We start from the raw sequence: 25,133 nt of genomic DNA, 5'->3' as shown, positions 1-25,133 counted from the left end.
CGACCCGGGCAGAATCGGGGCGTGAACGCCGCGCCGACCGCTTCCGCCACCTCCGCCCCGCCGCCCGTGCTGCGCCGGCTGGGCCCGCCGCTGGCCGCGCTGGCGGCGGTGGCCGTCCCCACCGCGTACGTCGCCGTGGTGGATCCGAACGCCCCCGGGCACTACCCCGAGTGCCCGTTCCTGACCGCCACCGGCTGGTGGTGCCCGGGCTGCGGGGGGTTGCGCTGCGTCCACGCGCTGGCCCACGGGGACCTCACCGGCGCCCTGCACGACAACGCCGTCGCCGTGCTGCTGTTCGGCGTGCTGGGGGTGCTCTGGCTGCGCTGGAGCTGGGCCGCGCTGACCGGTGGGCCGCCGCCCAGGATCACCGTCGGGGCCCGGCGCTGGGCGCTGATCGCCCTGCTGGTGCTGGTGTTCACCGTGGTGCGGAACTCGCCGGTCGGCGCGGGGCTGGCACCGCCGCTGGTCTGATCCGGCCACGTGTCCGCGGTCGGCCCGAAGACCGTCCGAAACCGGTGCGCGGGACGTCCGAAAACCGGTGCGGCCCGGAGAAGCCGCAGCTGGGAGCCGTCGGAGCGGGAGTCCGGTCCGCGAGACGCGGTTCGAACCGATGCGCCCCCCGCCCCCGGGTGCCGATACCATCGAAGAGCCGGTGGGCTGTCGCCCGCCGGCTCACGCCGGCCAACTGGCAGAAAAGATGGGGGCTCCTGAGTGAGTGTGCTCGACTCGATCATCGAAGGGGTCCGCGAGGACCTCGCCGAGCGGCAGGCCCGGGTCTCCCTGGACGAGCTCAAGGAGCTCGCCGCCAGGGCACCGGAGGCCAAGGACGGCGTCGCCGCCCTCAAGGGCGACGGGGTCCGGGTGATCTGCGAGGTGAAGCGCTCCAGCCCGTCGAAGGGCGCCCTGGCCTCGATCGCCGACCCGGCCGCCCTGGCGGTCGACTACGCGGCGGGTGGCGCCGCCGCGATCAGCGTGCTGACCGAGCAGCGCCGCTTCGGCGGGTCGCTGGCCGACCTGGACGCCGTCCGCGCCGCGGTGGACACCCCGCTGCTGCGCAAGGACTTCATCGTCACCGCGTACCAGCTGTGGGAGGCCCGTGCGCACGGCGCCGACCTCGCGCTGCTGATCGTCGCGGCCCTCGACCAGTCGGCCCTGGTGTCGCTGATCGAGCGCGCCGAGTCGATCGGCCTCACCCCGCTGGTCGAGGTGCACGACGAGGAGGAGATCAAGCGCGCGGTGGACGCCGGCGCCCGGATCATCGGCGTCAACGCCCGTAACCTCAAGACCCTCGAAGTGGACCGCAACACCTTCGAGAACGTGGCCCACGCCATCCCGGACGGCATCGTCAAGATCGCCGAGTCGGGTGTGCGCGGCCCGCTGGACGTGATCAACTACGCCAACCTGGGCGCCGACGCGGTGCTGGTCGGCGAGACCCTGGTGACCGGCAAGGACCCGCGCGCCGCGGTCGCCGACCTGGTCGCCGCCGGGGCCCACCCCGCCGTCCGGCACAAGGACTGACACCACCCGATGAAGATCGCCGCCCGACTCGCCCCCGGCTGCCGCCCGCGCGGCTGCCGCGCACCCGCACGCCGGGTGCTGGGGCGTCGGGTGCGCTACGTCATCGGGTGCGAGCCCGGGCAGGTGCCGGGACGGCGATGGCGCGTGACGTCCGGCTGACTCCGACCGACCAGTCGGAGCCCGGCCGGGAAGACGTCATCGTCGTTCCTCTCCGTTCAAGGGAATCCACCATGTCCGAGAAGGACTACCTGCCCGGTGCCCAGGTGCCGGACGCCCGCGGCTACTTCGGCGCGTACGGCGGCCGCTTCATCCCCGAGGCGCTGGTCGCCGCGGTCGAGCAGGTCGCCGAGGAGTACGAGAAGGCCAAGACCGACCCGGCCTTCGCCGCCGAGCTCGACGCGCTGCTCAAGGACTACACCGGGCGCCCGAGCCCGCTGACCGACGTCCACCGCTTCTCCGCCGAGGCGGGCGGCGCGCGCATCCTGCTCAAGCGCGAGGACCTCAACCACACCGGCTCGCACAAGATCAACAACGTGCTGGGCCAGGCGCTGCTCACCAAGCGGATGGGCAAGACCCGGATCATCGCCGAGACCGGTGCCGGCCAGCACGGCGTGGCCACCGCGACCGCCTGCGCGCTGTTCGGCTTCGACTGCACCATCTACATGGGCGAGGTCGACACCCAGCGCCAGGCGCTCAACGTCGCCCGGATGCGGATGCTCGGCGCCGAGGTGGTGGCCGTCAAGTCCGGCAGCCGGACGCTCAAGGACGCCATCAACGAGGCGTTCCGGGACTGGGTCGCCAACGTCGACTCCACCCACTACCTGTTCGGCACCGTCGCCGGGCCGCACCCGTTCCCGATGATGGTCCGGGACTTCCACCGGATCATCGGTGTCGAGGCGCGCGAGCAGGTGCTCGAGCGGACCGGCAGGCTGCCCGACGCGGTCGTGGCCTGCGTCGGCGGCGGCTCCAACGCGATGGGCATCTTCCACGAGTTCATCCCGGACGCCGGGGTGCGCCTGGTCGGCTGCGAGGCGGCGGGCGAGGGGGCCGAGACGCCCCGGCACGCGGCCACCCTCACCAAGGGGGACCCGGGCGTGCTGCACGGCTCCCGGACGTACGTCCTCCAGGACGAGGACGGGCAGACCATCGAGTCGCACTCGATCTCGGCGGGTCTGGACTACCCGGGGGTCGGGCCGGAGCACGCCTGGCTGAAGGACACCGGGCGGGCGGAGTACCGGCCGGTCACCGACGACGCCGCGATGCAGGCGCTGCGGCTGCTGTCCCGCACCGAGGGGATCATCCCGGCCATCGAGAGCGCCCACGCGCTCGCCGGGGCGCTGGAGCTGGGGCGCGAGCTCGGGCCGGAGGCGACGATCCTGGTCTCGCTGTCGGGACGCGGGGACAAGGACATGCACACCGCGGCCGAGTACTTCGGCCTGTACGACGAGCCGGGTGCCGGGTCCGCCGGGGCGGCCGGCTCCGCCGAGGGGGGTAAGTGATCATGGCTTCCAAGCTGAGCAGTGTTCTGGCGGCCGCCAAGGCGGAGGACCGGGCCGCGCTGATCGGGTACCTGCCCGCCGGGTTCCCGACCGTGGACGGCGGCATCGGCGCGGTCAAGGCGCTGATCGAGGGCGGCTGCGACGTGGTCGAGGTCGGGCTGCCGCACTCCGACCCGGTGCTGGACGGCGCGGTCATCCAGACCGCCGACGACATCGCGCTGCGGGGCGGTGTGCGGATCAAGGACGTGCTGCGGACCGTCCAGGAGGTCGCCTCGGCGCACCCCTCGGCCGCGGTGCTCGTGATGACGTACTGGAACCCGGTGGACCGCTACGGCGTGGCGCGGTTCGCCGCGGACCTCGCGGCCGCCGGCGGGGCCGGCTGCATCCTGCCGGACCTCCCGGTGGAGGAGTCCGAGGAGTGGCGCAAGGCGGCGGACGAGCACGGGCTGGACACCGTGTTCGTGGTCGCCCCCAGCAGCAAGGACGCGCGGCTGGCGGAGGTCACCGCGGCGGGCAGCGGCTTCGTGTACGCGGCCGCGGTGATGGGCGTGACCGGGACGCGGTCGGCCGTCGGGTCGATGGCCGAGGACCTGGTCGCCCGGACCAGGGCGACCACGGACCTCCCGGTCTGCGTCGGGCTCGGGGTCTCGGACGCGGTGCAGGCGGCGGAGGTCGCCCGGTTCGCGGACGGGGTCATCGTCGGATCGGCGTTCGTGAAGCGGATCCTGGCGGCGGGCCAGGACGAGGCGGCGGCGCTGGACGCCGTGCGGGCCCTGGCCGGGGAGCTGGCCGCGGGCGTGCGCAGGCGCTGACGCGCGGCAGGAACGCCGGACCGGCGGCCCCCCACTCCTCGCGGAGCGGGGGGCCGTCGGGCTTCCCGGGGGCGTCGCCGGTCTCCCGGTGGGCGCGGGTGCGGGCGCGCGGCTTCGTCGTGCGCTCCGACCGGGGACGCGGACCCGAACGAGTGAACAAGGGGTGGGGACACGCAACAGCCGGGGTTGACGGACGTTGAGTGGAGGGGAGGAGTGCACGAACGGTTGCGGGGCGAGCGGAAGGGGTGAGCCGGTGCGGGGTCTCCAGCGGGCCGTCCTGCTCCGGGCGGTGGCGGCCGTCCTGGTGCTCGGTTGTGCGGTCGGAGTGCACGTCGAGGTGGGGCAGGCGCTGGCCAAGCGGGGGGCCGAGCGGGCCGAGCGGGAGGCGGTGGCGTGCGCGGAGGCGGCCCGGCACCCCGACCTGTTCGAGGCGGGGTGGCCGGCGGGGTGCCACTGATGAACGAATGTTCGGCCCATTCGGACAGAACGTCACTCATCCGGCTTAATTCCTGAATCCGGAGGAACCACTCCTCGGCCCTGGCGGTTCATCAGGGAGTGAACGAGTTTCCCGAGGAGGGCCCCCTGATGACCGCGCAGCCCGGTGGCTCCGCGCCCGCGCCGCCGGCGGGGCGTCCGGTGTCGGCCCGGAGTGAGTGGCTCGGCACGGTCGTCCGGCTCGGCCTCGCGGTGGTCTGGGGGTGGGCCGGGCTGGCGAAGGTCTCCGACCCGGCGGAGGCCGCGCAGGCCGTCCGGGCCTACGAGATCCTGCCGGAGGGCCTGGTCAAGCCGATCGGCTACGGCCTGCCGTTCCTGGAGCTGGCGCTGGCCCTGCTGCTGGTGGTGGGCCTCGGCGTCCGGCTGGTGGCCGGGGTCTCCGCGCTGCTGCTGCTCGTCTTCATCGCCGGGATCGCCTCCGCCTGGGCGCGCGGCATCTCGATCGACTGCGGGTGCTTCGGCGGCGGCGGTCACGTCGACGCCTCGCAGACGGAGTACCTCCAGGAGATCCTGCGCGACACCGGGTTCCTGCTGCTGGCCGGCTTCCTGCTGTGGCGGCCCCGCACCCGGCTGTCGGTGGACGGCTGGCTGGCGAGCTGACCTCCGTACCCCCGCACCCCCGCAGTCCCGCACCCGGACCCCCGCAGTCCTGCACCCCCGCACCCCCGCACCCCCGCACCCCCGCACCCCCGCACCCCCGCACCCCCCCCACATTCCTGCACCCGACGAAGGCCCCCCGACCGTGGATGTCAAGGCAATGAGCGACAAGAACCGAGAAGGCAAGCGCACCGCCCGCGAGCGGATGCTGGAGCAGCGGGCGGCCGACGAGGCCTCCGCCAAGCGCAAGAAGAAGCTGATCGTGGGCGGTTCCGTGCTCGCGGTGATCGCCGCCGCGGTGATCGTCGGCGTCGTGGTGCAGAACCAGCGCTCCAAGCCGGAGACACCCACCGCCGCCCCGGCCGGAACGATCGGGGACAAGAACCTGGTCATCCCCGTCGGCGCCGGGAACGCGCCCTCCGTCCTCACCGTCTACGAGGACCCGCGCTGCCCCGCCTGCGGCACCTTCGAGCGCGAGTTCTCGGCGACGATCGACCAGCTGGAGGACGCCGGCAAGATCTACACGAACTACCACATCGTGTCGTTCATCGACCGGGCCGTCCCCGGCAAGGGCTCCAGGAGCGGCGCCAACGCGCTGGGCTGCGCCCAGGACGCCGGGCACTTCCGGGACTTCCACGACGTGCTGTACCGCAACCAGCCGGACGAGACCAACGACGCCTTCGGCGACAAGAACGTGCTGCTCGGCCTGGCCAAGCAGGTCAACGGCCTGGACACGCCCGCGTTCCAGTCCTGCGTCAAGGACAACAAGTTCGGCGGGTGGGTGTCCGCGGTGCAGCAGGACTTCGACAAGTCCAGCTTCAAGTCCACCCCGACGGTGCTGCTCAACGGCCAGCCGATCTACCCGAAGAACGGCAGCGACGAGATCACCCCGGCCAACCTGGTGAAGTGGGTGGACGCCGCGAACGAGGGCAAGCAGCTGGGCACGGCCGGCTCGCACGGGCAGACCCCGGCGCCGACCAGCACCGCTTCGGAGGCCAACAACCCGTCGCCGGCGGCCGGCTGAGCCCGTCCCGCCGTGCCGCCCCCTCCCCGTCCGGAGGGGGCGGCGCCGCCCGTTGTTCGGTTTCTGTGACATCAAGCGTGTCCGAGCGGGCCGCCGGACCCTGTAGCGTCGGAACTGCCATGGATATCGCCTACATTCCCAGCCCGTCGCGGGGCGTCCTGTACCTCGGACCGATCCCGCTGCGCGCCTACGCCTTCTGCATCATCCTCGGTGTCGTCGTGGCCGTCTGGCTCGGCAGCAAGCGCTGGGTCGCCCGGGGCGGTGCCAAGCACACCGTCGGCGACATCGCGGTGTGGGCCGTGCCGTTCGGCCTGGTCGGCGGACGCCTGTACCACGTGATCACCGACGGTGGCCGACTGTACTTCGCCGAGGGGAAGAACCCCTGGGACGCCCTCAAGATCTGGGAGGGCGGCCTCGGCATCTGGGGCGCGGTCGCGCTGGGCGCGGTCGGCGCCTGGATCGGCGCCCGCCGCCGGGGCGTGCCGCTGCCCGCGTACGCCGACGCCATCGCGCCGGGCATCGCGCTCGCGCAGGCGCTGGGCCGCTGGGGCAACTACTTCAACCAGGAGCTGTACGGCCGCTCGACGACCCTGCCCTGGGGCCTGGAGATCGACAAGACGCTGGCCAACGGCGAGGTCGTGAAGGGCGTCTACCACCCGACCTTCCTGTACGAGTCGCTCTGGTGCGTGGGTGTCGCGCTGCTGGTGATCTGGGCGGATCGCCGGTTCACACTGGGCCACGGCCGGGTGTTCGCGCTGTACGTGGCCGCGTACACGGTGGGCCGGTTCTGGATCGAGTGGCTGCGGATCGACGACGCGCACGTCTACTTCGGCCTGCGGCTGAACGACTGGGTGTCCATCGCGGTGTTCCTGGGCGCGGTGGCGTACTTCGTGCTCGTCGGGAAGAAGCTGCCCGGGCGGGAGGACCCGGCGAGCATCGACCCGGCCGCGCACCCGGCGCAGGACGCGGAGTCCGGCGAGCCGAGCGGCGGGGCCGGCGAGGCCGACGGCGCCGGGAAGGCCGAAAACGGCGGTAAGAAGGCCGGGGAGAAGCCCGCGGGCAAACCCGTGCTGACCAAGCAGGCCGAGCCGGCGGACGGCGAGGCGGCTGCCGAGACGGCCGGCAAGGACGCCAAGAACCCGATCTGACCTGGGGCTTTCCCCTGACTGAGGCCACCCTTCGCGCGTGCTGCGAAGGGTGGCCTCAGTGGTGTTCGGACAGCCTTACTTTGCTGGAAATGCCCAGGTCAGACGGGCTACGTTCAGGGCTGACGAACGACGACGGAGGGGAAGAGACGATGAGTGCGATCGCTGTGGAGGCCGACGCCGGGCAGCAGCCCCGGATACCCGCGGCCGACCACCACCGGGACGTCAACGGCGGCTGGCTGCGTCCGGCCGTGTTCGGCGCGGTGGACGGACTGGTGTCCAACTTCGCGCTGATGACCGGCGTGGTCGGCGGCGCGGCGTCCAACGGGACGGTGATCCTGACCGGGCTGGCGGGCCTGGCGGCCGGCGCCTGCTCGATGGCGGCGGGGGAGTACACCTCGGTGGCCTCCCAGCGGGAGCTGGTGCAGGCCGAGATCGAGGCCGAGCGGCTGGAGCTGAGCCGCAACCCGCACGGGGAGCTGGCCGAGCTGGCCCAGCTGTACGTCTCGCGCGGGGTGGACCCGGAGCTGGCCCACGAGGTGGCCCGGCAGCTGTCCGCGGACCCGGAGCTGGCCCTGGAGGTGCACGCCCGCGAGGAGCTGGGCGTCGACCCGACCGACCTGCCCTCGCCGCTGGTGGCGGCCGGCTCCTCGTTCCTGTGCTTCGCGCTCGGTGCGCTGCTGCCCCTGCTGCCGTACCTGCTGGGGGCGACGGCGCTGCTGCCCGCCCTGCTGCTGGCGGGGGCCGGGCTGTTCCTCTGCGGCGCGGTGGTGGCCCGGGTGACGGCCCGCAGCTGGTGGTTCAGCGGGCTGCGGCAGCTGGTGCTGGGCGGCGCGGCGGCCGGGGTGACCTACCTGCTCGGGTGGCTGATCGGCGGCCACCTGGGCTGACCGGCCCCCTCGGGCCGACCGGGGGAGTGCATGACTATGCTGCCGAGTGCGTGACGTTTCACACATGGACGCCCGGTGGCGCCTGGCAGTGTCTCATCATTCGGGCCTCCGAGCCGCGGATTCGCATCCGCGGACGGGCTCCCGGGATGGATTCGCAGGCGCCCATGATCGGCTTCCATGGCGGCCCGGTTTCGCCCCTGTTTCAGGGCGCGCACGGTTGGGCACAATCGTCGGGACGCGCACTGTGGCGCGTCCTCTCGCACACCCCCTGACCTGCGCGTCGTCCCGCCATGTGGACGGGACATTTCCGTTACCCGGGATCATGGGCATCATGTAACTCGCACGACACCGCACCATCGCATCAGGGCCAACGTCGTCCCTCCTTGCACCAACTTGCCGAAAGACGACGACGGGAGAGCCGATGCTGTCTGCATCCATGCACTCCGCCAACGAGCCCCAGGCCGGCGCCGCCCGCCCGCCGTACGCGCTCGTGCCGGATGCGCGACCTGCTGCTCAGGGCCTGTACGACCCGCGGAACGAGCACGACGCCTGTGGCGTCGGTTTCGTCGCCACGCTGACCGGCATCGCCGACCACACCATCGTCGAGCAGGCGCTCAGCGTGCTGCGCAACCTGGAGCACCGCGGCGCCACCGGCGCCGAACCGGACTCCGGCGACGGCGCGGGCATCCTGACCCAGATCCCGGACGCCTTCCTGCGCGGGAACGTCCCCTTCGAGCTCCCGGCGGCCGGCTCCTACGCCGTCGGCATCGCCTTCCTGCCCGACGCGGACGAGGCCGACGCCGCCGCCGTCGCCCGGATCGAGGGCATCGCGGCCGAGGAGGGGACGACCGTCCTCGGCTGGCGCGACGTCCCGGTCACCCCCGACCTGCTCGGCTCCACCGCCCGCGGCGTCATGCCGCGCTTCCGCCAGCTCTTCCTGGCGCAGGACGGCAAGGCCGGCATCGAGCTGGACCGGATCGCCTTCGTGGTCCGCAAGCGGGCCGAGCGCGAGGCCGGGGTGTACTTCCCGTCGCTGTCCGCGCGCACCATCGTCTACAAGGGCATGCTGACCACCGGCCAGCTGGAGCCCTTCTTCCCCGACCTGTCGGACCGCACCTACGCCTCCGCGATCGGCCTGGTGCACTCGCGGTTCTCCACCAACACCTTCCCGAGCTGGCCGCTCGCCCACCCGTACCGCTTCGTCGCGCACAACGGCGAGATCAACACGGTCAAGGGCAACCGCAACTGGATGCGGGCCCGGGAGTCGCAGCTCGCCACCGACCTCATCCCGGACAACGCGAACGGGCAGGGCCTCAGCCGGATCTTCCCGATCTGCACCCCGGACCACTCCGACTCCGCCTCCTTCGACGAGGTCCTGGAACTGCTCCACCTCGGCGGCCGCTCACTGCCGCACGCCGTGCTGATGATGATCCCGGAGGCGTGGGAGAACCACGCCACCATGAGCCCCGCCCGCCGCGCCTTCTACCAGTACCACTCCAACCTGATGGAGCCCTGGGACGGCCCGGCCTGCGTCACCTTCACCGACGGCACCCGGATCGGCGCCGTGCTCGACCGCAACGGCCTGCGCCCGGCCCGGTACTGGATCACCGAGGACGGCCTGGTCGTCCTCTCCTCCGAAGTCGGCGTGCTCGACATCGAGCAGGAGCGGATCGCCAAGAAGGGCCGCCTCCAGCCCGGCCGGATGTTCCTGGTGGACACCGCCGAGGGCCGGATCGTCGAGGACGAGGAGATCAAGTCCGCCCTCGCCGCCGAGCACCCCTACGAGGAGTGGGTCGCCGGCGGGCAGATCCAGCTCGCCACGCTCCCCGAGCGCGAGCACATCGCCCACACCCACGCCTCCGTCACCCGCCGCCAGCAGACCTTCGGCTACACCGAGGAGGAGCTGCGGGTCATCCTCGCGCCGATGGCCCGCACCGGCGCCGAGGCGCTCGGCTCGATGGGCACCGACTCGCCGATCGCCGCGCTGAGCGAGAAGCCGCGCCTGCTGTTCGACTACTTCGTGCAGCTCTTCGCCCAGGTCACCAACCCGCCGCTGGACGCCATCCGCGAGGAGCTCGTCACCTCGCTGCTGTCCAACCTCGGCCCCGAGGGCAACCTGCTGGCCGCCGAGGCCGCCTCCTGCCGCTCCGTCGGCATCACCTTCCCGGTGATCGACAACGACGAGCTGGCCAAGCTCGTCCACATCAACGCCGACGGCGACCAGCCCGGCCTCAAGGCCGTCACCCTCTCCGGCCTCTACAAGGTCGCCACCGGCGGCGAGGGCCTGGCCTCCCGGCTCGCCGAGATCGCCGCCGAGGCCGACGCGGCGATCGCCGACGGCGCCCGGATCATCGTGCTCTCCGACCGGCACTCGGACGCCGAGCACGCGCCGATCCCCTCGCTGCTGCTCACCTCCGCCGTCCACCACCACCTGATCCGCACCAAGCAGCGCACCCGGGTGTCGCTGCTGGTCGAGGCCGGCGACGTCCGCGAGGTGCACCACGTCGCCCTGCTGATCGGCTACGGCGCCGGGGCGGTCAACCCGTACCTGGCGATGGAGACGGTCGAGGACCTGGTCGCCCAGGGCGTCTTCATCCAGGGCGTCGAAGCCGAGAAGGCCATCAAGAACCTGATCAAGGCGCTCGGCAAGGGCGTGCTCAAGGTCATGTCCAAGATGGGCATCTCGACCGTCGCCTCCTACCGCGGCGCCCAGGTCTTCGAGGCCATCGGCCTCTCCCAGGACCTGGTCGACGGCTACTTCTCCGGCACCACCACCAAGCTCGGCGGCATCGGCCTGGAGGAGATCGCCCGCGAGACGGCCGCCCGGCACGCCAAGGCCTACCCGGCCTCCGGCATCCCGGCCGCGCACCGCGCGCTGGAGATCGGCGGCGAGTACCAGTGGCGCCGCGAGGGCGAGCCGCACCTGTTCGACCCGGACACCGTCTTCCGCCTCCAGCACGCCACCCGCACCCGCCGGTACGACATCTTCAAGCAGTACACCGACCGGGTGAACGAGCAGTCCGAGCGCCTGATGACGCTGCGCGGCCTGTTCCGGCTGGACGGCCTCGGCCGCGAGCCGATCCCGGTCGAGGAGGTCGAGCCGGTCTCCGAGATCGTCAAGCGCTTCTCCACCGGCGCCATGTCGTACGGCTCCATCTCGATGGAGGCGCACGAGACCCTCGCCATCGCGATGAACCGCCTCGGCGGCAAGTCCAACACCGGCGAGGGCGGCGAGGACCCGGAGCGCCTCTACGACCCCGAGCGCCGCTCGGCGATCAAGCAGGTCGCCTCCGGCCGGTTCGGCGTCACCTCCGAGTACCTGGTCAACGCGGACGACATCCAGATCAAGATGGCCCAGGGCGCCAAGCCCGGCGAGGGCGGCCAGCTGCCCGGCCACAAGGTCTACCCGTGGGTCGCCCGGACCCGCCACTCCACCCCGGGCGTCGGCCTGATCTCGCCGCCGCCGCACCACGACATCTACTCGATCGAGGACCTGGCGCAGCTGATCCACGACCTCAAGAACGCCAACCCGGCGGCCCGCATCCACGTGAAGCTGGTCTCCGAGGTCGGCGTCGGCACGGTCGCGGCGGGCGTCTCCAAGGCCCACGCCGACGTCGTCCTGGTCTCCGGCCACGACGGCGGCACCGGCGCCTCGCCGCTCACCTCCCTCAAGCACGCCGGCGGCCCCTGGGAGCTCGGCCTCGCCGAGACCCAGCAGACCCTGCTGCTCAACGGGCTGCGCGACCGCATCGTCGTCCAGACCGACGGCCAGCTGAAGACCGGCCGCGACGTCGTCATCGCCGCGCTGCTCGGCGCCGAGGAGTTCGGCTTCGCGACCGCCCCGCTGGTGGTCTCCGGCTGCATCATGATGCGCGTCTGCCACCTGGACACCTGCCCGGTCGGCGTCGCCACCCAGAACCCGGTGCTGCGCGAGCGCTTCTCCGGCAAGCCCGAATTCGTCGTCAACTTCTTCGAGTTCATCGCCGAGGAGGTCCGGGAGATCCTGGCCTCGCTGGGCTTCCGCTCGATCGAGGAGGCCGTCGGCCACGCCGAGCACATCGACGCCCGCGCCGCGATCGACCACTGGAAGGCGGCCGGGCTGGACCTCGCCCCGCTGTTCCACGTGCCGACGCTGCCCGAAGGGGCCGCCCGGCACCGCACCACCACCCAGGACCACGCCCTCGACAAGGCCCTGGACAACCAGCTGATCACCCTGGCCGAGGACGCCCTGGAGCGCGGCGAGTCGGTGCGGGTGCAGCTGCCGATCCGCAACGTCAACCGCACCGTCGGCACCATGCTCGGCCACGAGGTGACCAAGCGGTACCGCGGCGAGGGCCTGCCGGAGGGGACCATCGACGTCACCTTCACCGGCTCCGCCGGGCAGTCCTTCGGCGCGTTCCTGCCGCGCGGCGTGACGCTGCGGCTGGAGGGCGACGCCAACGACTACGTCGGCAAGGGCCTCTCCGGCGGCGTGATCGTCGTCCGCCCCGCCCGCGAGGCCGCCGCCATCGGCAACGACGCGCAGAACCACGTCATCGCCGGCAACACCATCGGCTACGGCGCCACCTCGGGCCGCGTCCACCTGCGCGGCAAGGCCGGCGAGCGCTTCGCCGTCCGCAACTCCGGGGCCACCCTGGTCGTCGAGGGCGTGGGCGACCACGGCCTGGAGTACATGACCGGCGGCCGGGTCGTCGTCCTCGGCGAGACCGGACGCAACCTCGCGGCGGGCATGTCCGGCGGCGTCGCGTACGTCCTGGACCTGCGCCCCGCCAACGTCAACGACGGGATGGTCGGCATCGAGGCCCCCACCGCCGCCGACCGCGACTGGCTGCGCGACACCGTGCAGCAGCACTACGAGGAGACCGGCTCCACCGTCGCCGCCGAACTCCTGGCGGACTGGGGCGGCGGGGTCTCCCGCTTCTCCAAGATCATGCCGACCGACTACAAGGCAGTGCTCGCCGCCAAGGACGCCGCTGAGCGCGATGGCCTCTCCGAGGCCGAGACCACCGCGAAGATGATGGAGGCGGCTAATGGCTGACCCCAAGGGCTTCCTGACCACGCCCAAGCAGCTGGCGGAGCGCCGCCCGGTCGACGTCCGGATCAAGGACTGGAACGAGGTCTACGTCGAACGCAGCCTCCTGCCGATCATCACCGAGCAGGCCGGCCGCTGCATGGACTGCGGCATCCCGTTCTGCCACAACGGCTGCCCGCTCGGGAACCTCATCCCCGAGTGGAACGACCTCGCCTACCGGGACGACTTCGTCGGCGCGATCGAGCGGCTGCACGCCACCAACAACTTCCCGGAGTTCACCGGTCGGCTGTGCCCGGCCCCGTGCGAGTCCGCGTGCGTCCTCGGCATCAACCAGGACGCGGTGACCATCAAGAACGTCGAGGTCACCATCATCGACAAGGCCTGGGACCGCGGCGGGGTCACCCCGCAGGTGCCCGAGCGGCTGTCCGGCAAGACCGTCGCCGTGGTGGGCTCCGGCCCCGCCGGCCTCGCCGCCGCCCAGCAGCTCACCCGGGCCGGGCACACCGTCGTGGTGTACGAGCGGGCCGACCGGATCGGCGGACTGCTGCGCTACGGCATCCCCGAGTTCAAGATGGAGAAGCGCCACATCAACCGCCGCATCGAGCAGATGCGCGCGGAGGGCACCCGGTTCCGCACCGGCGTGCACGTCGGCGAGGACATCACCGGGCAGCAGCTGCGCGAGCGCTTCGACGCCGTGGTCGTCGCCGCCGGCGCCACCACCGCCCGCGACCTGCCGGTGCCCGGGCGCGAGCTCAAGGGCGTCTACCAGGCCATGGAGTACCTGCCGCTGGCCAACAAGGTGCAGGAGGGCGACTTCGTCGAGTCGCCGGTCAGCGCCAAGGGCAAGCACGTGGTCGTGATCGGCGGCGGCGACACCGGCGCGGACTGCGTCGGCACCGCGCACCGGCAGGGGGCGGCCTCCGTCACCCAGCTGGAGATCATGCCGCGGCCCGGCGAGGAACGGCCCGGCCACCAGCCCTGGCCGACCATGCCGATGACGTACAAGGTCACCTCCGCGCACGAGGAGGGCGGCGAGCGGATCTACTCCGTCAACACCACCCACTTCAGTGGCGACGAGGACGGCAACGTCCAGGAACTGCACCTCGTCGAGGTGGAGTTCAAGGACGGCCGGTTCGAGCCGGTGCCCGGCACCGAGCGGGCCGTCCCGGCGCAGCTGGTCACCCTGGCCATGGGCTTCACCGGGACGGACGTGCGGAACGGGCTGGTCGAGCAGCTGGGAGCGGACCTCGACGCGCGCGGTAACATTGCCCGTGATGGCCGGTTCGCCACCAATGTCGATGGCGTGTACGTCTGCGGAGACGCCGGTCGTGGCCAGTCGCTGATCGTCTGGGCCATCGCGGAGGGCCGTTCGGCCGCCGCCGCGGTGGACAAGTACCTGGGCGGCAAGTCCCCGCTTCCCGCCCCGATCCGGCCCACGGACCGCCCCCTGGTGGTCTGACGGACGGACGGTCCGACCGGCCCCCACCGAACGCCCGGCGCCGCATCGCCGGGAGCTCAACCCGCTGCCCCCGCCAGCGTCGCCGGGCCAACGCGGTCTCCTGGCGCCTGCCCTCTTCCCCGACCAGTTGGAGGGCGGGCGCCGTCGCGTTCCCGCACGGCCGCCCCTCCGCGGGACGCTCCGCCGCCCCTCCGCGGGACGCTCCGGACCCGGACGAACGGCCGGAGTCCGCCACCCCCGCGGGATACCGGACAGTGGGCTGTTGTTCGTCGGTGCCAAGTGGCAGACTGCGGCCGACGGCCGGGGGGCTGGGCGAGTGCGGAGGACGACTTCGATGGGCACGACTCAGGCAGGCGGGGGCGCCACCGTACGGCGTCTGCTGCTCGGCACCCAGCTGCGCAGACTCCGCGAGGCCAGAGGCGTCAGCCGGGAGGAGGCCGGGTACTCGATCCGGGCCTCCGAATCCAAGATCAGCCGGATGGAACTCGGCCGGGTCGGCTTCAAGGAACGCGACGTCGCCGACCTCCTGACCCTGTACGGCGTCGAGGCCGAACAGGAGCGCGCCACCGTCCTCGGACTGCTGCGCGACGCCAACGCCACCTCCTGGTGGCACGAGTACGGGGACGTGCTGCCCGGCTGGTTCCAGAACTACCTGGGCCTGGAGGAGGCCGCGGCCGAGATCCGCAGCTACGAGGTCCAGTTCGTCCACGGGCTGCTCCAGACCGCCGACTACGCCCGGGCCGTGGTCACCGCCGGCTGCCACGGCAGCGGACCGGAGGAGATCGAGCGCCGCGTCGACGTCCGGCTCAAACGGCAGGCGGTGCTGACCGGCGAACGGGCACCGCACCTGGTCGCCGTGCTGGACGAGGCCGCGCTGCGCCGCCCCTGGGGCGGTCCGGAGCTCATGCGCGGCCAGCTGGACCGGCTGCTGGAGCTCGGCGAGCTGCCCAACGTCCGGCTCCAGGTGCTGCCGCTGGGCAACGCCGGGCTGAGCGCGGAGAGCGGCGCCTTCACCGTCCTGGGCTTCGCCGAGGCCGAGTTGGCGGACGTGGTGTACCTGGAGCAGTTCACCACCGCGCTCTACCTGGACAAGCCCGCCGAGGTGGCCGAGTACCGGCACGCGATGGACGACCTGGTCGCCGACAGCCTGAGCCCGGAACTGACCCGCGACCTGCTGCATGCGGTGCGCCAAGAACTCTAATACGTCAGTACGATGAGTCCCCATCAGGTCGGTGCATGAGAGGGATCAGATGTCGTACTTCTCCGAGTTGGCGCTGCAGTACATCGACGGCGAGTGGCGCAGTGGCAGCGGCTCCTGGGACATCGTCGACGTCGACCCCTACACCGGCGACAAGCTCGCCACCATCACCGTCGCCACCGTCGCCGAGGTCGACCTGGCCTACCGCGCCGCCGCGCGCGCCCAGAAGGCGTGGGCCGCCACCAACCCGTACCAGCGGCGGACCGTCTTCGAGCGCGCGCTGCGGCTGCTGGAGGAGTGGGAGCCGGAGATCGTCCGGGCGATCATGGCGGAGCTCGGCGGCACCGCGCTGAAGGCGGGCTTCGAACTCTCGCTGGTCAAGGACGTGCTGCGGGACTGCCTCCACCAGTCGGTCGCCCCCGAGGGCCGGCTGCTGACCTCGCCCGCCCAGGGCCGGGAGAACCGGCTCTACCGGCTGCCGGTCGGCGTGGTCGGCGTGATCAGCCCCTTCAACTTCCCGCTGTTCCTGGCGCTCAAGGCCGTCGCCCCGGCGCTCGCGCTCGGCAACGGCGTCGTCCTCAAGCCGCACCAGGAGACCCCGATCGTCGGCGGCGGGCTGATCGCGAAGCTCTTCGAGGAGGCGGGGCTGCCGCCCGGCCTGCTGAACGTGGTGGTCACCGACATCGCCGAGGTCGGCGACAGCTTCCTGGAGCACCCGGTGCCCAAGGTGATCTCCTTCACCGGCTCGGACAAGGTCGGCCGGCACGTCGCCACCGTCGCCGCCGCGCACTTCAAGCGCACGGTCCTGGAACTCGGCGGCAACAGCGCGCTGATCGTGCTGGACGACGCCGACGTCGACCACGCCGTCGACGCGGCCGTGTTCAGCCGCTTCGTCCACCAGGGGCAGGTCTGCATGGCCGCCAACCGGGTACTGGTGGACCGGAGCGTCGAGGCCGAGTTCACCGAGAAGTTCGTCGCCAAGGTCGCCTCGCTCACCGTCGGCGACCCGCGGGACCCGGCCACCCACATCGGCCCGCTGATCAACTCCGTCCAGGCCGACGCCCTCTCCGCCCAGGTCGACCAGGCGGTCGCCGCCGGTGCCACCGCGCTGCTGCGCGGCAGCACGGTCGGCAGCCTGATGGCGCCGACGGTGCTCACCGGCCTGGCCGAGGACGCGCCGATCCTGCGGACCGAACTCTTCGGCCCGGTCGTGCTGCTGGTGCCGTTCGACGGCGAGGACGAGGCCGTCCGGCTCGCCAACGACACGCCGTTCGGGCTCAGCGGCGCGGTCCACACCGGGGACGTCGAGCGCGGCGTGCGGATCGCCCAGCGGATCGAGACCGGCATGATCCACGTCAACGGCGGCACCATCGCCGACGAGCCGGGCGTGCCCTTCGGCGGCGAGAAGAACTCCGGCGTCGGCCGCCTCAACGGCGAGTCCACGGTGGAGGCCTTCACCACCCTGAAGTGGATCTCCGTCCAGCACGAGCGCGCGGTCTTCCCCTTCTGACCGGGGCTTCGTACGCACGGGCCTCCCGGCGGCAGCCGCCGGGAGGCCCGTGCGTCTCAGGCCGGGTAGCGGAGCAGGCCGTCGGTGGCGAGTTCGAAGCCGAAGGGGGCCGGGAGGGGCACGCGGTCGCCGAACTTGCCGTTCCACTGCTGGTGGTAGCCGCTGCCGGACGGCTCGGAGTAGAGCGTCAGATCGCCCTCGCGGGGGTCGATCACCAGGTACAGCGGGATGGCCATCAGCGGGTAGTCGCGGACCTTGCCGACCAGGTCGTTCTCCGGGTTCGACGGGGAGACGACCTCCACGGCGATGGCCGCCTGCTCGGCGGGGACCTGGTTGCCGCCCTCTTCCACGGCGGAGAGGGGGATGTAGGTCAGGTCGGGGTTGCGCAGCTTGCCGACGTTCGGGGCGGCGAGGTCGGTGTTCTCGCTGGGCATCAGGCCGGCGGGTTCGTGGGCCTCGAACTGCCTGCGGATCAGCAGCAGGTTGCGCTGGTGGATCACCGAGGGCCCGGCCATCACGATGATCTCGTCGCCGGAGATCTCGATCTTCCACCCGCTCGGCGGCGTCAGACTCTGCGCGTAGGCCAGCAGCCGAGCGTGGCGGTCCGGGATCCGGGACTCGCTCATGCCGCCATTCTTCCACCCGGACGGGCCGGAAGGCCGTCGCCGGACGGGGCGACGGCCTTCCGGTGGCGGGGTGCGGGTCAGAAGACCGGCTGGCCGGCGCGGACGAGGCGCCAGGAGTCGGTGAAGAAGTCCGCGGGGTCGATGACGCCCTTGGCCTTCACCCAGGCGATCATGGTGTTGCGGATCTCGTCGGAGTTCGCCCAGACCACCTTGGCCTTGGCGACGTGCGGGAAGTTGCCGCCGCCGTTGGCGCGGTAGTTGTTGACGGCGAGGACGAACTCGGCGGCCGGGTCGATCGGCTTGCCCTGGAAGGACAGGTTGACGATCCGCGAGCCCTTCGGCTGGGCGATGTCGATGTCGTAGCTCAGGCCGTAGACCGAGTCGTAGTTGTAGTCCGGGGTGGCCTCGGCGCCGGTCAGCTTGTCCTTGTCGACCGGGGCGCCCGGGGCGAGCTGGTTGTAGTACTTGACCGAGTACTCCAGGTAGTCCTTGAGCTGGGCGCCCGTCAGGATGCGGGCCTCCAGGGTGTTCTCGTAGATGTAGAGGCCCGCGGCGTCGCGCAGCTTGACCTGGCCGGACGGGATCAGCGCGGTGCGGTTGAACGGGGCGGCCTGGGCCAGCACCGGGAGGTTGGCGTACTGCCCGCCGGCCAGCGCGGCCTTGACCGCGTCGGCCTGGACCCTGCCGATCAGGTCGATGATCGGGGTGGCCTTGAAGGGGGCCTCGGCGATCGACAGCGCGATCTTGCTGGTGCCGATGTTCTGGTTGACGTACGCGACGACCTTCTTGTGCTGCTCGGCGATCGCGTCGGTGATCTCCGGGTTCTCCGGCACCGTGTTGGAGTTCAGCAGCCGGGCCGAGACCGAGGCGACCTTCCAGACGCCGGCCGCGAACTCGACCTCGAAGTCGAAGCAGGTCAGCCGCTGGCCGTAGCAGAGCGGCTCGGAGAGCACGACCGTCCGGCCGGTCTTCTTGTTGACGACCAGGCGCTGCGGGATCTCCTTGTGGGCGTGGCCCACCAGCACCGCGTCGATGTCCGGGACGGTCTCCGCCAGCGCGACCGAGGCGTTCTCGGCCCAGGGCAGCTGGTCGCCCCAGGTGGTCGCCTCGTCGCAGCCCGAGTGGGCGGAGACCACGATGACGTCCGCGCCCGCGGCCTTCATCTTCGGGACCCAGACGGCGGCGGTCTCGACGATGCCCGGGAAGACCATCTTGCCGCTCACGTTGGCCTTGTCCCAGATCGCGATGCCCGGGTTGGTGAGGCCGAGGATGCCGACCCGCACCGGGCGGCCCCCGCCCAGCCGCAGCTCCTTGATCACGTACGGCTTGAAGGCCGGCTTCTCGTTCTTGGCGTTCAGCGCGTTGGCGCCCAGCAGCGGGAACTCCAGCTGGTCCTGGTAGGCCTTCAGGAGCGGGATGCCGTAGTTGAACTCGTGGTTGCCGAGCGCGGCGGCGTCGTACTCCATGAGGTTCATGGCGACGGCCATCGGGTGGTCCGGCACCGTGTTGGCCTCGGTGTCGATCGACTCGATCCGGGCGTAGTAGTAGGACAGCTGGGTGCCCTGGATGGTGTCACCGGAGTCGATCAGCAGGCAGCGGTCCCAGCCCTTCTCCTCGCGCACCTGGTTGGCCAGGGTGGAGATCTTGGCGAGGCCGACCGCGTTGTGGCCCTTGTCGGTGTACTCGGCGTCGGTGAAGTAGTCCCAGTTGAGCACCCGGCCGTGCAGGTCGGTGGTGCCCATGACGGTGAAGGCCTGCTTGTGCTGCGGCTGACGCCCGCCCTTGGCGGCCGCCGGCTCCGGCTGGGCGGCCGCGGCGGAGGGGGCGGCGGCCAGGGTGGCGCCACCGGCCAGGGCGGCGCCGGCGGCGGTGGCGGCGGACCGGGTGACGAAGTCACGGCGGTTCAGGGGCATGGACGACTCTCCCGAGTGGGACCGACGGCGGATGGACCGTCAACTGGCATTCGTTGGCAAAAGTGTGCGTCCACGCGTCGACGCGCGTAGAGGGACGCGCGTAGAAGTGTGCCGTGCGGGCCGGGGTGCTGAATAGCCCCCGGACCTGTCCAAGAGGTGAGATCTTGGCGACTCGTTCGTGACGGGAACGGGGGAGTGCGGAGTGGTAGGGCGGGCCGTTCCGCCGCCGGTCAGGACAGCTCGGCCACCAGCCGCTCGACCTCGCGGCCCAGCCGGACCGCCGGGTCAGGGTCGTCCGGCCCCGCCCACGGCTGCCAGGTCCGCGCCCGCAGGTAGCCGGCCACCGCGACGGGCAGCCGGTCCCGGACGATCCGCTCCGCCACCGGGCCCGGCCCGGCCGCGTGCAGGGCCGTCAGCAGGCCCTCCACCCCGGCCGAGGGAGGCAGCGGCACGGTGTCCAGGTAGGCGGCCAGCGCCACCAGCTCCGGGTCGGGCGCGGGGGGCGGGGTCGGGACGGGCTCCGGTTCGTGCGTTCCGGAGCCGGTGGGGTAGCCGGTCGGGAGCGCGGTCGGCGCCCCGGCCGCACCCGGGGGCCTACCCGCTTCGACTTCCGGACCCGTGCCGCTGCCGCTGCCGCTGCCGCTGCCCGCGCCCGGGCCGGGCCGCGGGCCGGGCGTCAGCAGCGCGCCCACCCCGTACAGCCCGGCCACGACCCCCGGCCACCAGACCCCGCCCAGCCCGGCGAAGTGCAGCCCCAGGCCGACCGCGCCGCCCGCGCAGCCGACCAGGTTCCGCGCCGACTCCAGGTAGCGCAGGGCCCGGCGGCCGAACCCGTCACTGGTAGCCACGGATCTCCTCGAACACCCCGTCCAGCGAGCCCGTCCCGTCGAACAGCTTGCCGCCGCTCAGGTCCGCGATCCCCTGGAGCTGGCCCACCGCCGCCTCCCCGAACTTGATCGGGAACACCGGGATCGCCTTCTCCCCGGGCGGCAGGGCGTCGTGGAAGCGCTTGAAGTCGCCGTCCGTCGCCCCGGCGTTGCTCTCCCCGTCGGTCATCAGCACGATCGACGTGAACCGGTCGTCGGCGGCCGCGGCCTGCTGGCGCTCGATCACCCGGTACGCCTCCTCCAGGGAGGAGTACACCGCCGTCCCGCCCGAGGCGGCCAGCGACTGCACGTCCGCGTCGATCTTCGCCAACTCCGCCTGCGGGCCCGGCTGGCCGCCGGTGGCCGGCACCACGTGGGTCCTGGTCCACTTCACCTCGGAGGCGAAGGAGAGCAGCGTGATCTCCTCGCGGTCCCGGAAGCGGCGCACCCCGCGGGTGTCGTCCGCCCCGGTCAGCCGGCCCAGCGCGCTCTTCAGCGCGGCGATCCGGGGGCCCTCCATCGAGCCCGAGGTGTCCAGCACGTACACCGTCCGGGACGGGCGGCGCAGCTCGTTCTGGTACGCGGCCAGCAGGCCGTCCGCGACCGCCCGGGTGCCCGGGAACGGCAGCTCCCTGCGGCGGTCCGTGGGCAGCCCGGCGGCCGGGGCCGCGCCGGCCGTCACCGGGCGGCGCAGCGTCGTCTCGGAGATGCGCTTCTGCACGTCCTCCTTGAGCAGGTACGCGGTCAGCCGCTGGAAGGAGTCGCGTTGCTCCTGCGCGGCGGAGGCCATCAGCGAGAGCGGGTAGTCCGCCGACACCACGCCGTCCACCGGCCGCACCACGGTCAGTTGCTGGGCCGGCGACAGCGTCCTGTTCAACGACAGCAGCACCGACTCGTAGTTCACCAGCGCGCTCACCGTGCCCGACTCGGCCCGGCCGTAGGCCTGCGCCAGCCAGCCCGAGGAGCCGGAGGTCAGCTTCTGGCCCTTGAAGAACTGCTTCAGCTGCGGGTTGGCCTTCTGCACGTCCGCGTCGGTCAGCGCCGCGCCCGCGCCGGAGAAGGCCGAGGCCACCGCGACGAGGGTGGAGAAGCCCGAGTTGGAACGGGACGGGTCGGCCATCCCGTACGGCAGCTTGCCGGCCGAGGCCGCCTCGCCGACCTGTGCCCAGGTCACCTTGGAGCCGTCGCCCCAGCCGAGGTCGCCGAGCGCCGAGGAGCGCACCCCGATCGCCACCGGCGAGACCATCACCGGGGTCTCGGAGACCAGTTTGGACTTGCCGGTCGGATCGAGCCGCAGGTACTGGTTGGACGGGAACCACACGGCGTCGTACTTGCCGTCGGCCCGCCCCGAGGAGACGGCGTCCGCGCCGTCCAGGGTGCCCGTCCAGGAGAACTGCACGGTCACCCCGGTGGCCTTCTTGGCCTCCTCCAACACCGGTGCCAGGTCCTGGAGTTCGCTGCCGGCCAGGACGCGCAGCACACCCGGCTTGGCGGTCGCGGCGGGCGAGCCGTCGGGGTCGGGTACGGGCTTCCCTCCGGTGGAGGTGCAGGCGCTCGCCGCGGCGAGCACGGCGGCCAGCGCGGCGGCGAGCAGGCCGCGGCGCTTCATCGGGATGGTCACTTGGTCCCCTTCGCCGCGGCGGTCAGCTCGCGCAGGTTGTCCAGCGAGGGCAACGTCGCCTGCTTGATCCTGGCGGCGGTCAGATCGGGTGCGAAAGTCGGCTTCTTCTCCCGCATCAGGTTCGCGAAGGCCTCCGGCTTGGCCTGCGGCCGGAGCCCGTACTTGGCCTCCAGGCCGCGCAGCACGTCGTCGTTCTGGAGGACGTCGGCGAGCGTGCGGCCGTTGTCGGTGTGGGCCACGACGGTGTGGTCCGAGTAGACCGTGGTGTCCGGGTACATCACCACCATGTCCCCGGTGGGCTTGCCCTGGAGCGGCAGGGCGGCGGCCTGCGACTCGTACGCGAAGATCAGCGGGCTGCCGATGCCCGCGCCGAAGTCCCGGAACGGTTCGTCGCTGCTGCTCTTCTGGATGCCCTGCAGGGCGTTCGCCTTGTGCAGGACGTCCTTGACGTTGGCGACACCGGCTTCGTCCGACACCACCTGGTGGCCGTTGACGATGTAGGAGAGCAGCGCGAGGTACATCGCGCCGGAGGACGAGCTCTCCGGGTCGGTGGTGGTCACGAACAGCTGGCCGGACAGCTCCGGGTGGGTGGCGGCGCCGGACAGCTCCTCCCACCGGCGGTTGCCCTTCAGGGCGTTGACGTACTCGTCCATCCGGAACGTCCAGACGCCGGTGACTGGGTCCAGATCGGCCAGTTTGTTGTCCCTCAGGACGTTGGCCACCGGCTCGTGGGCCACGATCACCAGCGGTGAGTAGAACGGCACCAGCGGGGAGTCCTGCAGCTTCCAGATGCGCTGGATCTCCCGTGCCGGCGCCGAACTGGCCGGGAAGGCGAAGTCCAGCCCCGGGGTCTTGGCCGCCTGGTCGCTCATCGTCCAGGAACCGGTGGAGTCCGCGCGGACCACCAGGCCCTTCTTCGCCAACTCCGCCTTGACCGCCTCGTCCTCGAAGAAGGCGCGCTTCTCCGAGCCGATCAGTCCGGTGACGGTGACCGTCGCCGTGTCGTCCTTCTTCTTGTCGTCGGGGATCAGCGCGAAGGCGACCCCGCCCAACAGGGCCAGGGCCGCAACCACCCCCAGTGCGCGTCGCATGCCGAACGCCTCCCCCTCGTCCGCTACTTCGTCCGGGTGGTCGCCCGGGGCGCCCCGGCATCCACCCGGGGGTGACGAGCGTCCCGCCGGGTGGGGAGCGGGGGCGGAAGCGGCGGTGAACCACGGGTGAACACCCCTTCACGGAATCGCATCGACGGGCGGCACGGGAGGTGTGCGGCGGGGCGCGACTAGGGTTCGGGAGGCGCGCGCCGGGGGGTGTTCACGCGGCCGCCCGAGGATGTGTCAGATTGTTCAACTCGCCTTACAGAAACGGTCATCCCGCAGTCCGGACCCGCGTCGTGGTTACGCGTCGGTAATGCCTAGTCTCAGCACTATGCGCCGAGCAAAAATCGTCTGTACCCTCGGGCCCGCCACCGACTCGTACGACCAGATCAAATCCCTGGTCGACGCCGGGATGGACATCGCCCGACTGAACCTCAGCCACGGAACGCACGCCGAGCACGAGGAACGCTACCGCCGCGTCCGCAAGGCCGCCGACGAGACCGGCCGCAGCGTCGGCGTCCTCGCCGACCTTCAAGGCCCGAAGATCCGGCTCGACACCTTCGCCCACGGCCCCGTACTCCTCGAACGCGGCGACGAGTTCACCATCTCCACCGACAAGGGCGTCGTGGGGGACAAGGACCGCTGCGGAACCACCTACTCGGGCCTCGCCGGGGACGTCGGCCGCGGCGAGCGCATCCTCGTCGACGACGGCCGGGTCACCCTGGAGGTCGTCGCCGTCGACGGGCCGCACGTGCGGTGCCTGGTCATCGAGGGCGGCCTGGTCTCCGACCACAAGGGCCTCAACCTCCCCGGTGTCGCCGTCTCCGTCCCCGCGCTCAGCGACAAGGACGTCGCCGACCTGCGGTGGGCGCTGCGGACCGGAGCCGACCTCGTCGCGCTCTCCTTCGTCCGCAGCGGGCGGGACGCCGAGGACGTCCACCGGATCATGGCGGAGGAGGGGCGCCGCGTCCCCGTCATCGCCAAGATCGAGAAGCCGCAGGCGGTGGAGAACCTGGAGTCCGTCGTCGACGCCTTCGACGGGATCATGGTGGCCCGCGGCGACCTGGGCGTGGAGATGCCCCTCGAACAGGTCCCGCTGGTCCAGAAGCGCGCCATCAAGCTCGCCCGCCGCAACGCCAAGCCGGTCATCGTGGCGACCCAGATGCTCGACTCGATGATCAACACCTCCCGGCCGACCCGCGCCGAGGCCTCCGACGTCGCCAACGCCGTCCTCGACGGGACGGACGCGGTGATGCTCTCCGGGGAGACCTCGGTCGGCAAGTACCCGGTCGAGACGGTCAAGACCATGGCCCGGATCGTGGAGGCCGCCGAGACCGACATCCTGGCGGCCGGGCTGCCTCCGCTGATCACCGGCAGCAAGCCGCGGACCCAGGGCGGCGCCGTCGCCCGCGCGGCCGCCGAGATCGGCGACTTCCTGCACGCCAAGTACCTGATCGCGTTCACCCAGTCCGGCGACACCGCCCGCCGGCTCACCCGCTACCGCTCGCCCATCCCCGTGCTCGCCTTCACCTACGAGCCGGCCGTGCGCTCCCAACTCGCCCTCACCTGGGGCGTGGAGACCTTCCTCGGCCCGTTCGCGTCGACGACGGACCAGATGGTCGAACAGGTCGACGCGGCCCTGCTCTCGCTCGGCCGCTGCCAGAAGGGCGACATCGTCGTCATCACGGCGGGCTCCCCGCCCGGCCTGGCCGGCTCCACCAACCTCGTCCGCGTCCACCACGTGGGGACGCTGGACGTCTGAGCGACCACTGCTCGGCGGCGCGGCCCCCCCGCGGGCCCCCCCCCCCGCGCAGAGGGGGGCCGGCGGGGGAGC

At 72.0% G+C, this 25,133-nt stretch carries 20 protein-coding genes; 15 read left to right on the top strand and 5 right to left on the bottom strand.

What is annotated here, in order from left to right:
• Window positions 1-21 precede the first annotated feature (21 nt).
• The 14 genes from ACWD4P_RS24060 to ACWD4P_RS23995 all read left to right on the top strand — a co-directional run bounded on the left by ACWD4P_RS24060 (window position 22) and on the right by ACWD4P_RS23995 (window position 17,179).
• Window positions 22-471 (top strand): DUF2752 domain-containing protein, encoded by a 450-nt coding sequence (locus ACWD4P_RS24060; RefSeq protein WP_449780998.1) that lies wholly within the window; start codon window positions 22-24, stop codon window positions 469-471.
• Between the two features lie 240 nt (window positions 472-711).
• The gene (trpC, locus tag ACWD4P_RS24055) at window positions 712-1,518 is read left to right on the top strand and encodes an indole-3-glycerol phosphate synthase TrpC (RefSeq protein WP_359818967.1); all 807 of its coding nucleotides are present in this window, start codon (window positions 712-714) and stop codon (window positions 1,516-1,518) included.
• 9 nt (window positions 1,519-1,527) lie between these two features.
• A complete protein-coding gene (trpM, locus tag ACWD4P_RS24050; protein WP_188296911.1) occupies window positions 1,528-1,677 on the top strand; it encodes a tryptophan biosynthesis modulator TrpM in 150 nt (49 codons plus the stop codon).
• A gap of 71 nt (window positions 1,678-1,748) precedes the next feature.
• Entirely contained in the window at window positions 1,749-3,017 is a 1,269-nt protein-coding gene (trpB, locus tag ACWD4P_RS24045) for a tryptophan synthase subunit beta (protein ID WP_359818969.1), read from the top strand.
• A 2-nt stretch (window positions 3,018-3,019) separates the two neighbouring features.
• Window positions 3,020-3,829: a tryptophan synthase subunit alpha gene (gene trpA, locus ACWD4P_RS24040; protein ID WP_359818972.1), complete on the top strand. Its 810-nt coding sequence runs from the start codon at window positions 3,020-3,022 to the stop codon at window positions 3,827-3,829.
• A gap of 253 nt (window positions 3,830-4,082) precedes the next feature.
• The gene (locus tag ACWD4P_RS24035) at window positions 4,083-4,286 is read left to right on the top strand and encodes a hypothetical protein (protein WP_359818974.1); all 204 of its coding nucleotides are present in this window, start codon (window positions 4,083-4,085) and stop codon (window positions 4,284-4,286) included.
• A 128-nt stretch (window positions 4,287-4,414) separates the two neighbouring features.
• Window positions 4,415-4,924, top strand: coding sequence for a MauE/DoxX family redox-associated membrane protein (locus tag ACWD4P_RS24030; RefSeq protein ID WP_449780997.1), 510 nt, complete (start codon window positions 4,415-4,417; stop codon window positions 4,922-4,924).
• Between the two features lie 157 nt (window positions 4,925-5,081).
• Window positions 5,082-5,945, top strand: coding sequence for a DsbA family protein (locus ACWD4P_RS24025; RefSeq protein WP_359818979.1), 864 nt, complete (start codon window positions 5,082-5,084; stop codon window positions 5,943-5,945).
• A gap of 119 nt (window positions 5,946-6,064) precedes the next feature.
• Entirely contained in the window at window positions 6,065-7,093 is a 1,029-nt protein-coding gene (lgt, locus tag ACWD4P_RS24020) for a prolipoprotein diacylglyceryl transferase (RefSeq protein ID WP_449780996.1), read from the top strand.
• 149 nt (window positions 7,094-7,242) lie between these two features.
• Window positions 7,243-7,980: a VIT1/CCC1 transporter family protein gene (locus ACWD4P_RS24015; RefSeq protein ID WP_359818984.1), complete on the top strand. Its 738-nt coding sequence runs from the start codon at window positions 7,243-7,245 to the stop codon at window positions 7,978-7,980.
• Window positions 7,981-8,416: 436 nt separating this feature from the next.
• Window positions 8,417-13,018, top strand: a complete 4,602-nt coding sequence (gltB, locus tag ACWD4P_RS24010) for a glutamate synthase large subunit (RefSeq protein WP_449781015.1) — start codon at window positions 8,417-8,419, stop codon at window positions 13,016-13,018.
• Entirely contained in the window at window positions 13,011-14,471 is a 1,461-nt protein-coding gene (locus ACWD4P_RS24005) for a glutamate synthase subunit beta (protein ID WP_359818987.1), read from the top strand. The genes gltB and ACWD4P_RS24005 overlap by 8 nt, the downstream gene beginning before the upstream one ends.
• A gap of 334 nt (window positions 14,472-14,805) precedes the next feature.
• Window positions 14,806-15,672 (top strand): helix-turn-helix domain-containing protein, encoded by an 867-nt coding sequence (locus tag ACWD4P_RS24000; protein ID WP_359818989.1) that lies wholly within the window; start codon window positions 14,806-14,808, stop codon window positions 15,670-15,672.
• A 49-nt stretch (window positions 15,673-15,721) separates the two neighbouring features.
• Entirely contained in the window at window positions 15,722-17,179 is a 1,458-nt protein-coding gene (locus tag ACWD4P_RS23995) for an aldehyde dehydrogenase family protein (protein WP_359818991.1), read from the top strand.
• 56 nt (window positions 17,180-17,235) lie between these two features.
• On the opposite strand, the gene ACWD4P_RS23990 is transcribed toward ACWD4P_RS23995, so the two are convergent.
• The 5 genes from ACWD4P_RS23990 to ACWD4P_RS23970 all read right to left on the bottom strand — a co-directional run bounded on the left by ACWD4P_RS23990 (window position 17,236) and on the right by ACWD4P_RS23970 (window position 23,296).
• Window positions 17,236-17,805 carry a Uma2 family endonuclease gene (locus ACWD4P_RS23990; RefSeq protein ID WP_449780995.1) on the bottom strand — a complete coding sequence of 190 codons (570 nt, stop codon included), beginning with the start codon at window positions 17,803-17,805 and terminating at the stop codon, window positions 17,236-17,238.
• Between the two features lie 77 nt (window positions 17,806-17,882).
• Window positions 17,883-19,718 (bottom strand): bifunctional metallophosphatase/5'-nucleotidase, encoded by a 1,836-nt coding sequence (locus ACWD4P_RS23985; RefSeq protein ID WP_359818999.1) that lies wholly within the window; start codon window positions 19,716-19,718, stop codon window positions 17,883-17,885.
• 230 nt (window positions 19,719-19,948) lie between these two features.
• The gene (locus ACWD4P_RS23980; RefSeq protein ID WP_449780994.1) at window positions 19,949-20,566 is read right to left on the bottom strand and encodes a hypothetical protein; all 618 of its coding nucleotides are present in this window, start codon (window positions 20,564-20,566) and stop codon (window positions 19,949-19,951) included.
• Window positions 20,553-22,205, bottom strand: a complete 1,653-nt coding sequence (locus ACWD4P_RS23975; protein ID WP_449780993.1) for a VWA domain-containing protein — start codon at window positions 22,203-22,205, stop codon at window positions 20,553-20,555. The genes ACWD4P_RS23980 and ACWD4P_RS23975 overlap by 14 nt, the downstream gene beginning before the upstream one ends.
• Complete coding sequence (locus ACWD4P_RS23970) at window positions 22,202-23,296, bottom strand: hypothetical protein (RefSeq protein WP_449780992.1); 1,095 nt, start codon at window positions 23,294-23,296, stop codon at window positions 22,202-22,204. The genes ACWD4P_RS23975 and ACWD4P_RS23970 overlap by 4 nt, the downstream gene beginning before the upstream one ends.
• 334 nt (window positions 23,297-23,630) lie before the next feature.
• Between ACWD4P_RS23970 and pyk the strand changes: the two genes are divergently transcribed.
• Complete coding sequence (pyk, locus tag ACWD4P_RS23965) at window positions 23,631-25,061, top strand: pyruvate kinase (RefSeq protein WP_449780991.1); 1,431 nt, start codon at window positions 23,631-23,633, stop codon at window positions 25,059-25,061.
• The last annotated feature ends 72 nt before the right edge of the window (window positions 25,062-25,133 follow it).

Source organism: Kitasatospora sp. NPDC002543, assembly GCF_053594915.1.
This window is presented reverse-complemented; position numbering and strand designations above follow the sequence as displayed.

What these genes read in the sequence shown, in the direction of transcription:
- ACWD4P_RS23990 (WP_449780995.1), bottom strand. Translation starts at nt 17,805, where the DNA reads ATGAGCGAGTCCCGGATCCCGGACCGCCACGCTCGGCTGCTGGCCTAC.
- ACWD4P_RS24005 (WP_359818987.1), top strand. Translation starts at nt 13,011, where the DNA reads ATGGCTGACCCCAAGGGCTTCCTGACCACGCCCAAGCAGCTGGCGGAG.
- gltB (WP_449781015.1), top strand. Translation starts at nt 8,417, where the DNA reads ATGCACTCCGCCAACGAGCCCCAGGCCGGCGCCGCCCGCCCGCCGTAC.
- ACWD4P_RS23985 (WP_359818999.1), bottom strand. Translation starts at nt 19,718, where the DNA reads ATGCCCCTGAACCGCCGTGACTTCGTCACCCGGTCCGCCGCCACCGCC.
- ACWD4P_RS24030 (WP_449780997.1), top strand. Translation starts at nt 4,415, where the DNA reads ATGACCGCGCAGCCCGGTGGCTCCGCGCCCGCGCCGCCGGCGGGGCGT.
- ACWD4P_RS24025 (WP_359818979.1), top strand. Translation starts at nt 5,082, where the DNA reads ATGAGCGACAAGAACCGAGAAGGCAAGCGCACCGCCCGCGAGCGGATG.
- ACWD4P_RS23995 (WP_359818991.1), top strand. Translation starts at nt 15,722, where the DNA reads ATGTCGTACTTCTCCGAGTTGGCGCTGCAGTACATCGACGGCGAGTGG.
- trpA (WP_359818972.1), top strand. Translation starts at nt 3,020, where the DNA reads ATGGCTTCCAAGCTGAGCAGTGTTCTGGCGGCCGCCAAGGCGGAGGAC.
- pyk (WP_449780991.1), top strand. Translation starts at nt 23,631, where the DNA reads ATGCGCCGAGCAAAAATCGTCTGTACCCTCGGGCCCGCCACCGACTCG.
- ACWD4P_RS23970 (WP_449780992.1), bottom strand. Translation starts at nt 23,296, where the DNA reads ATGCGACGCGCACTGGGGGTGGTTGCGGCCCTGGCCCTGTTGGGCGGG.
- trpM (WP_188296911.1), top strand. Translation starts at nt 1,528, where the DNA reads ATGAAGATCGCCGCCCGACTCGCCCCCGGCTGCCGCCCGCGCGGCTGC.
- trpB (WP_359818969.1), top strand. Translation starts at nt 1,749, where the DNA reads ATGTCCGAGAAGGACTACCTGCCCGGTGCCCAGGTGCCGGACGCCCGC.
- ACWD4P_RS24015 (WP_359818984.1), top strand. Translation starts at nt 7,243, where the DNA reads ATGAGTGCGATCGCTGTGGAGGCCGACGCCGGGCAGCAGCCCCGGATA.
- lgt (WP_449780996.1), top strand. Translation starts at nt 6,065, where the DNA reads ATGGATATCGCCTACATTCCCAGCCCGTCGCGGGGCGTCCTGTACCTC.
- ACWD4P_RS24000 (WP_359818989.1), top strand. Translation starts at nt 14,806, where the DNA reads ATGGGCACGACTCAGGCAGGCGGGGGCGCCACCGTACGGCGTCTGCTG.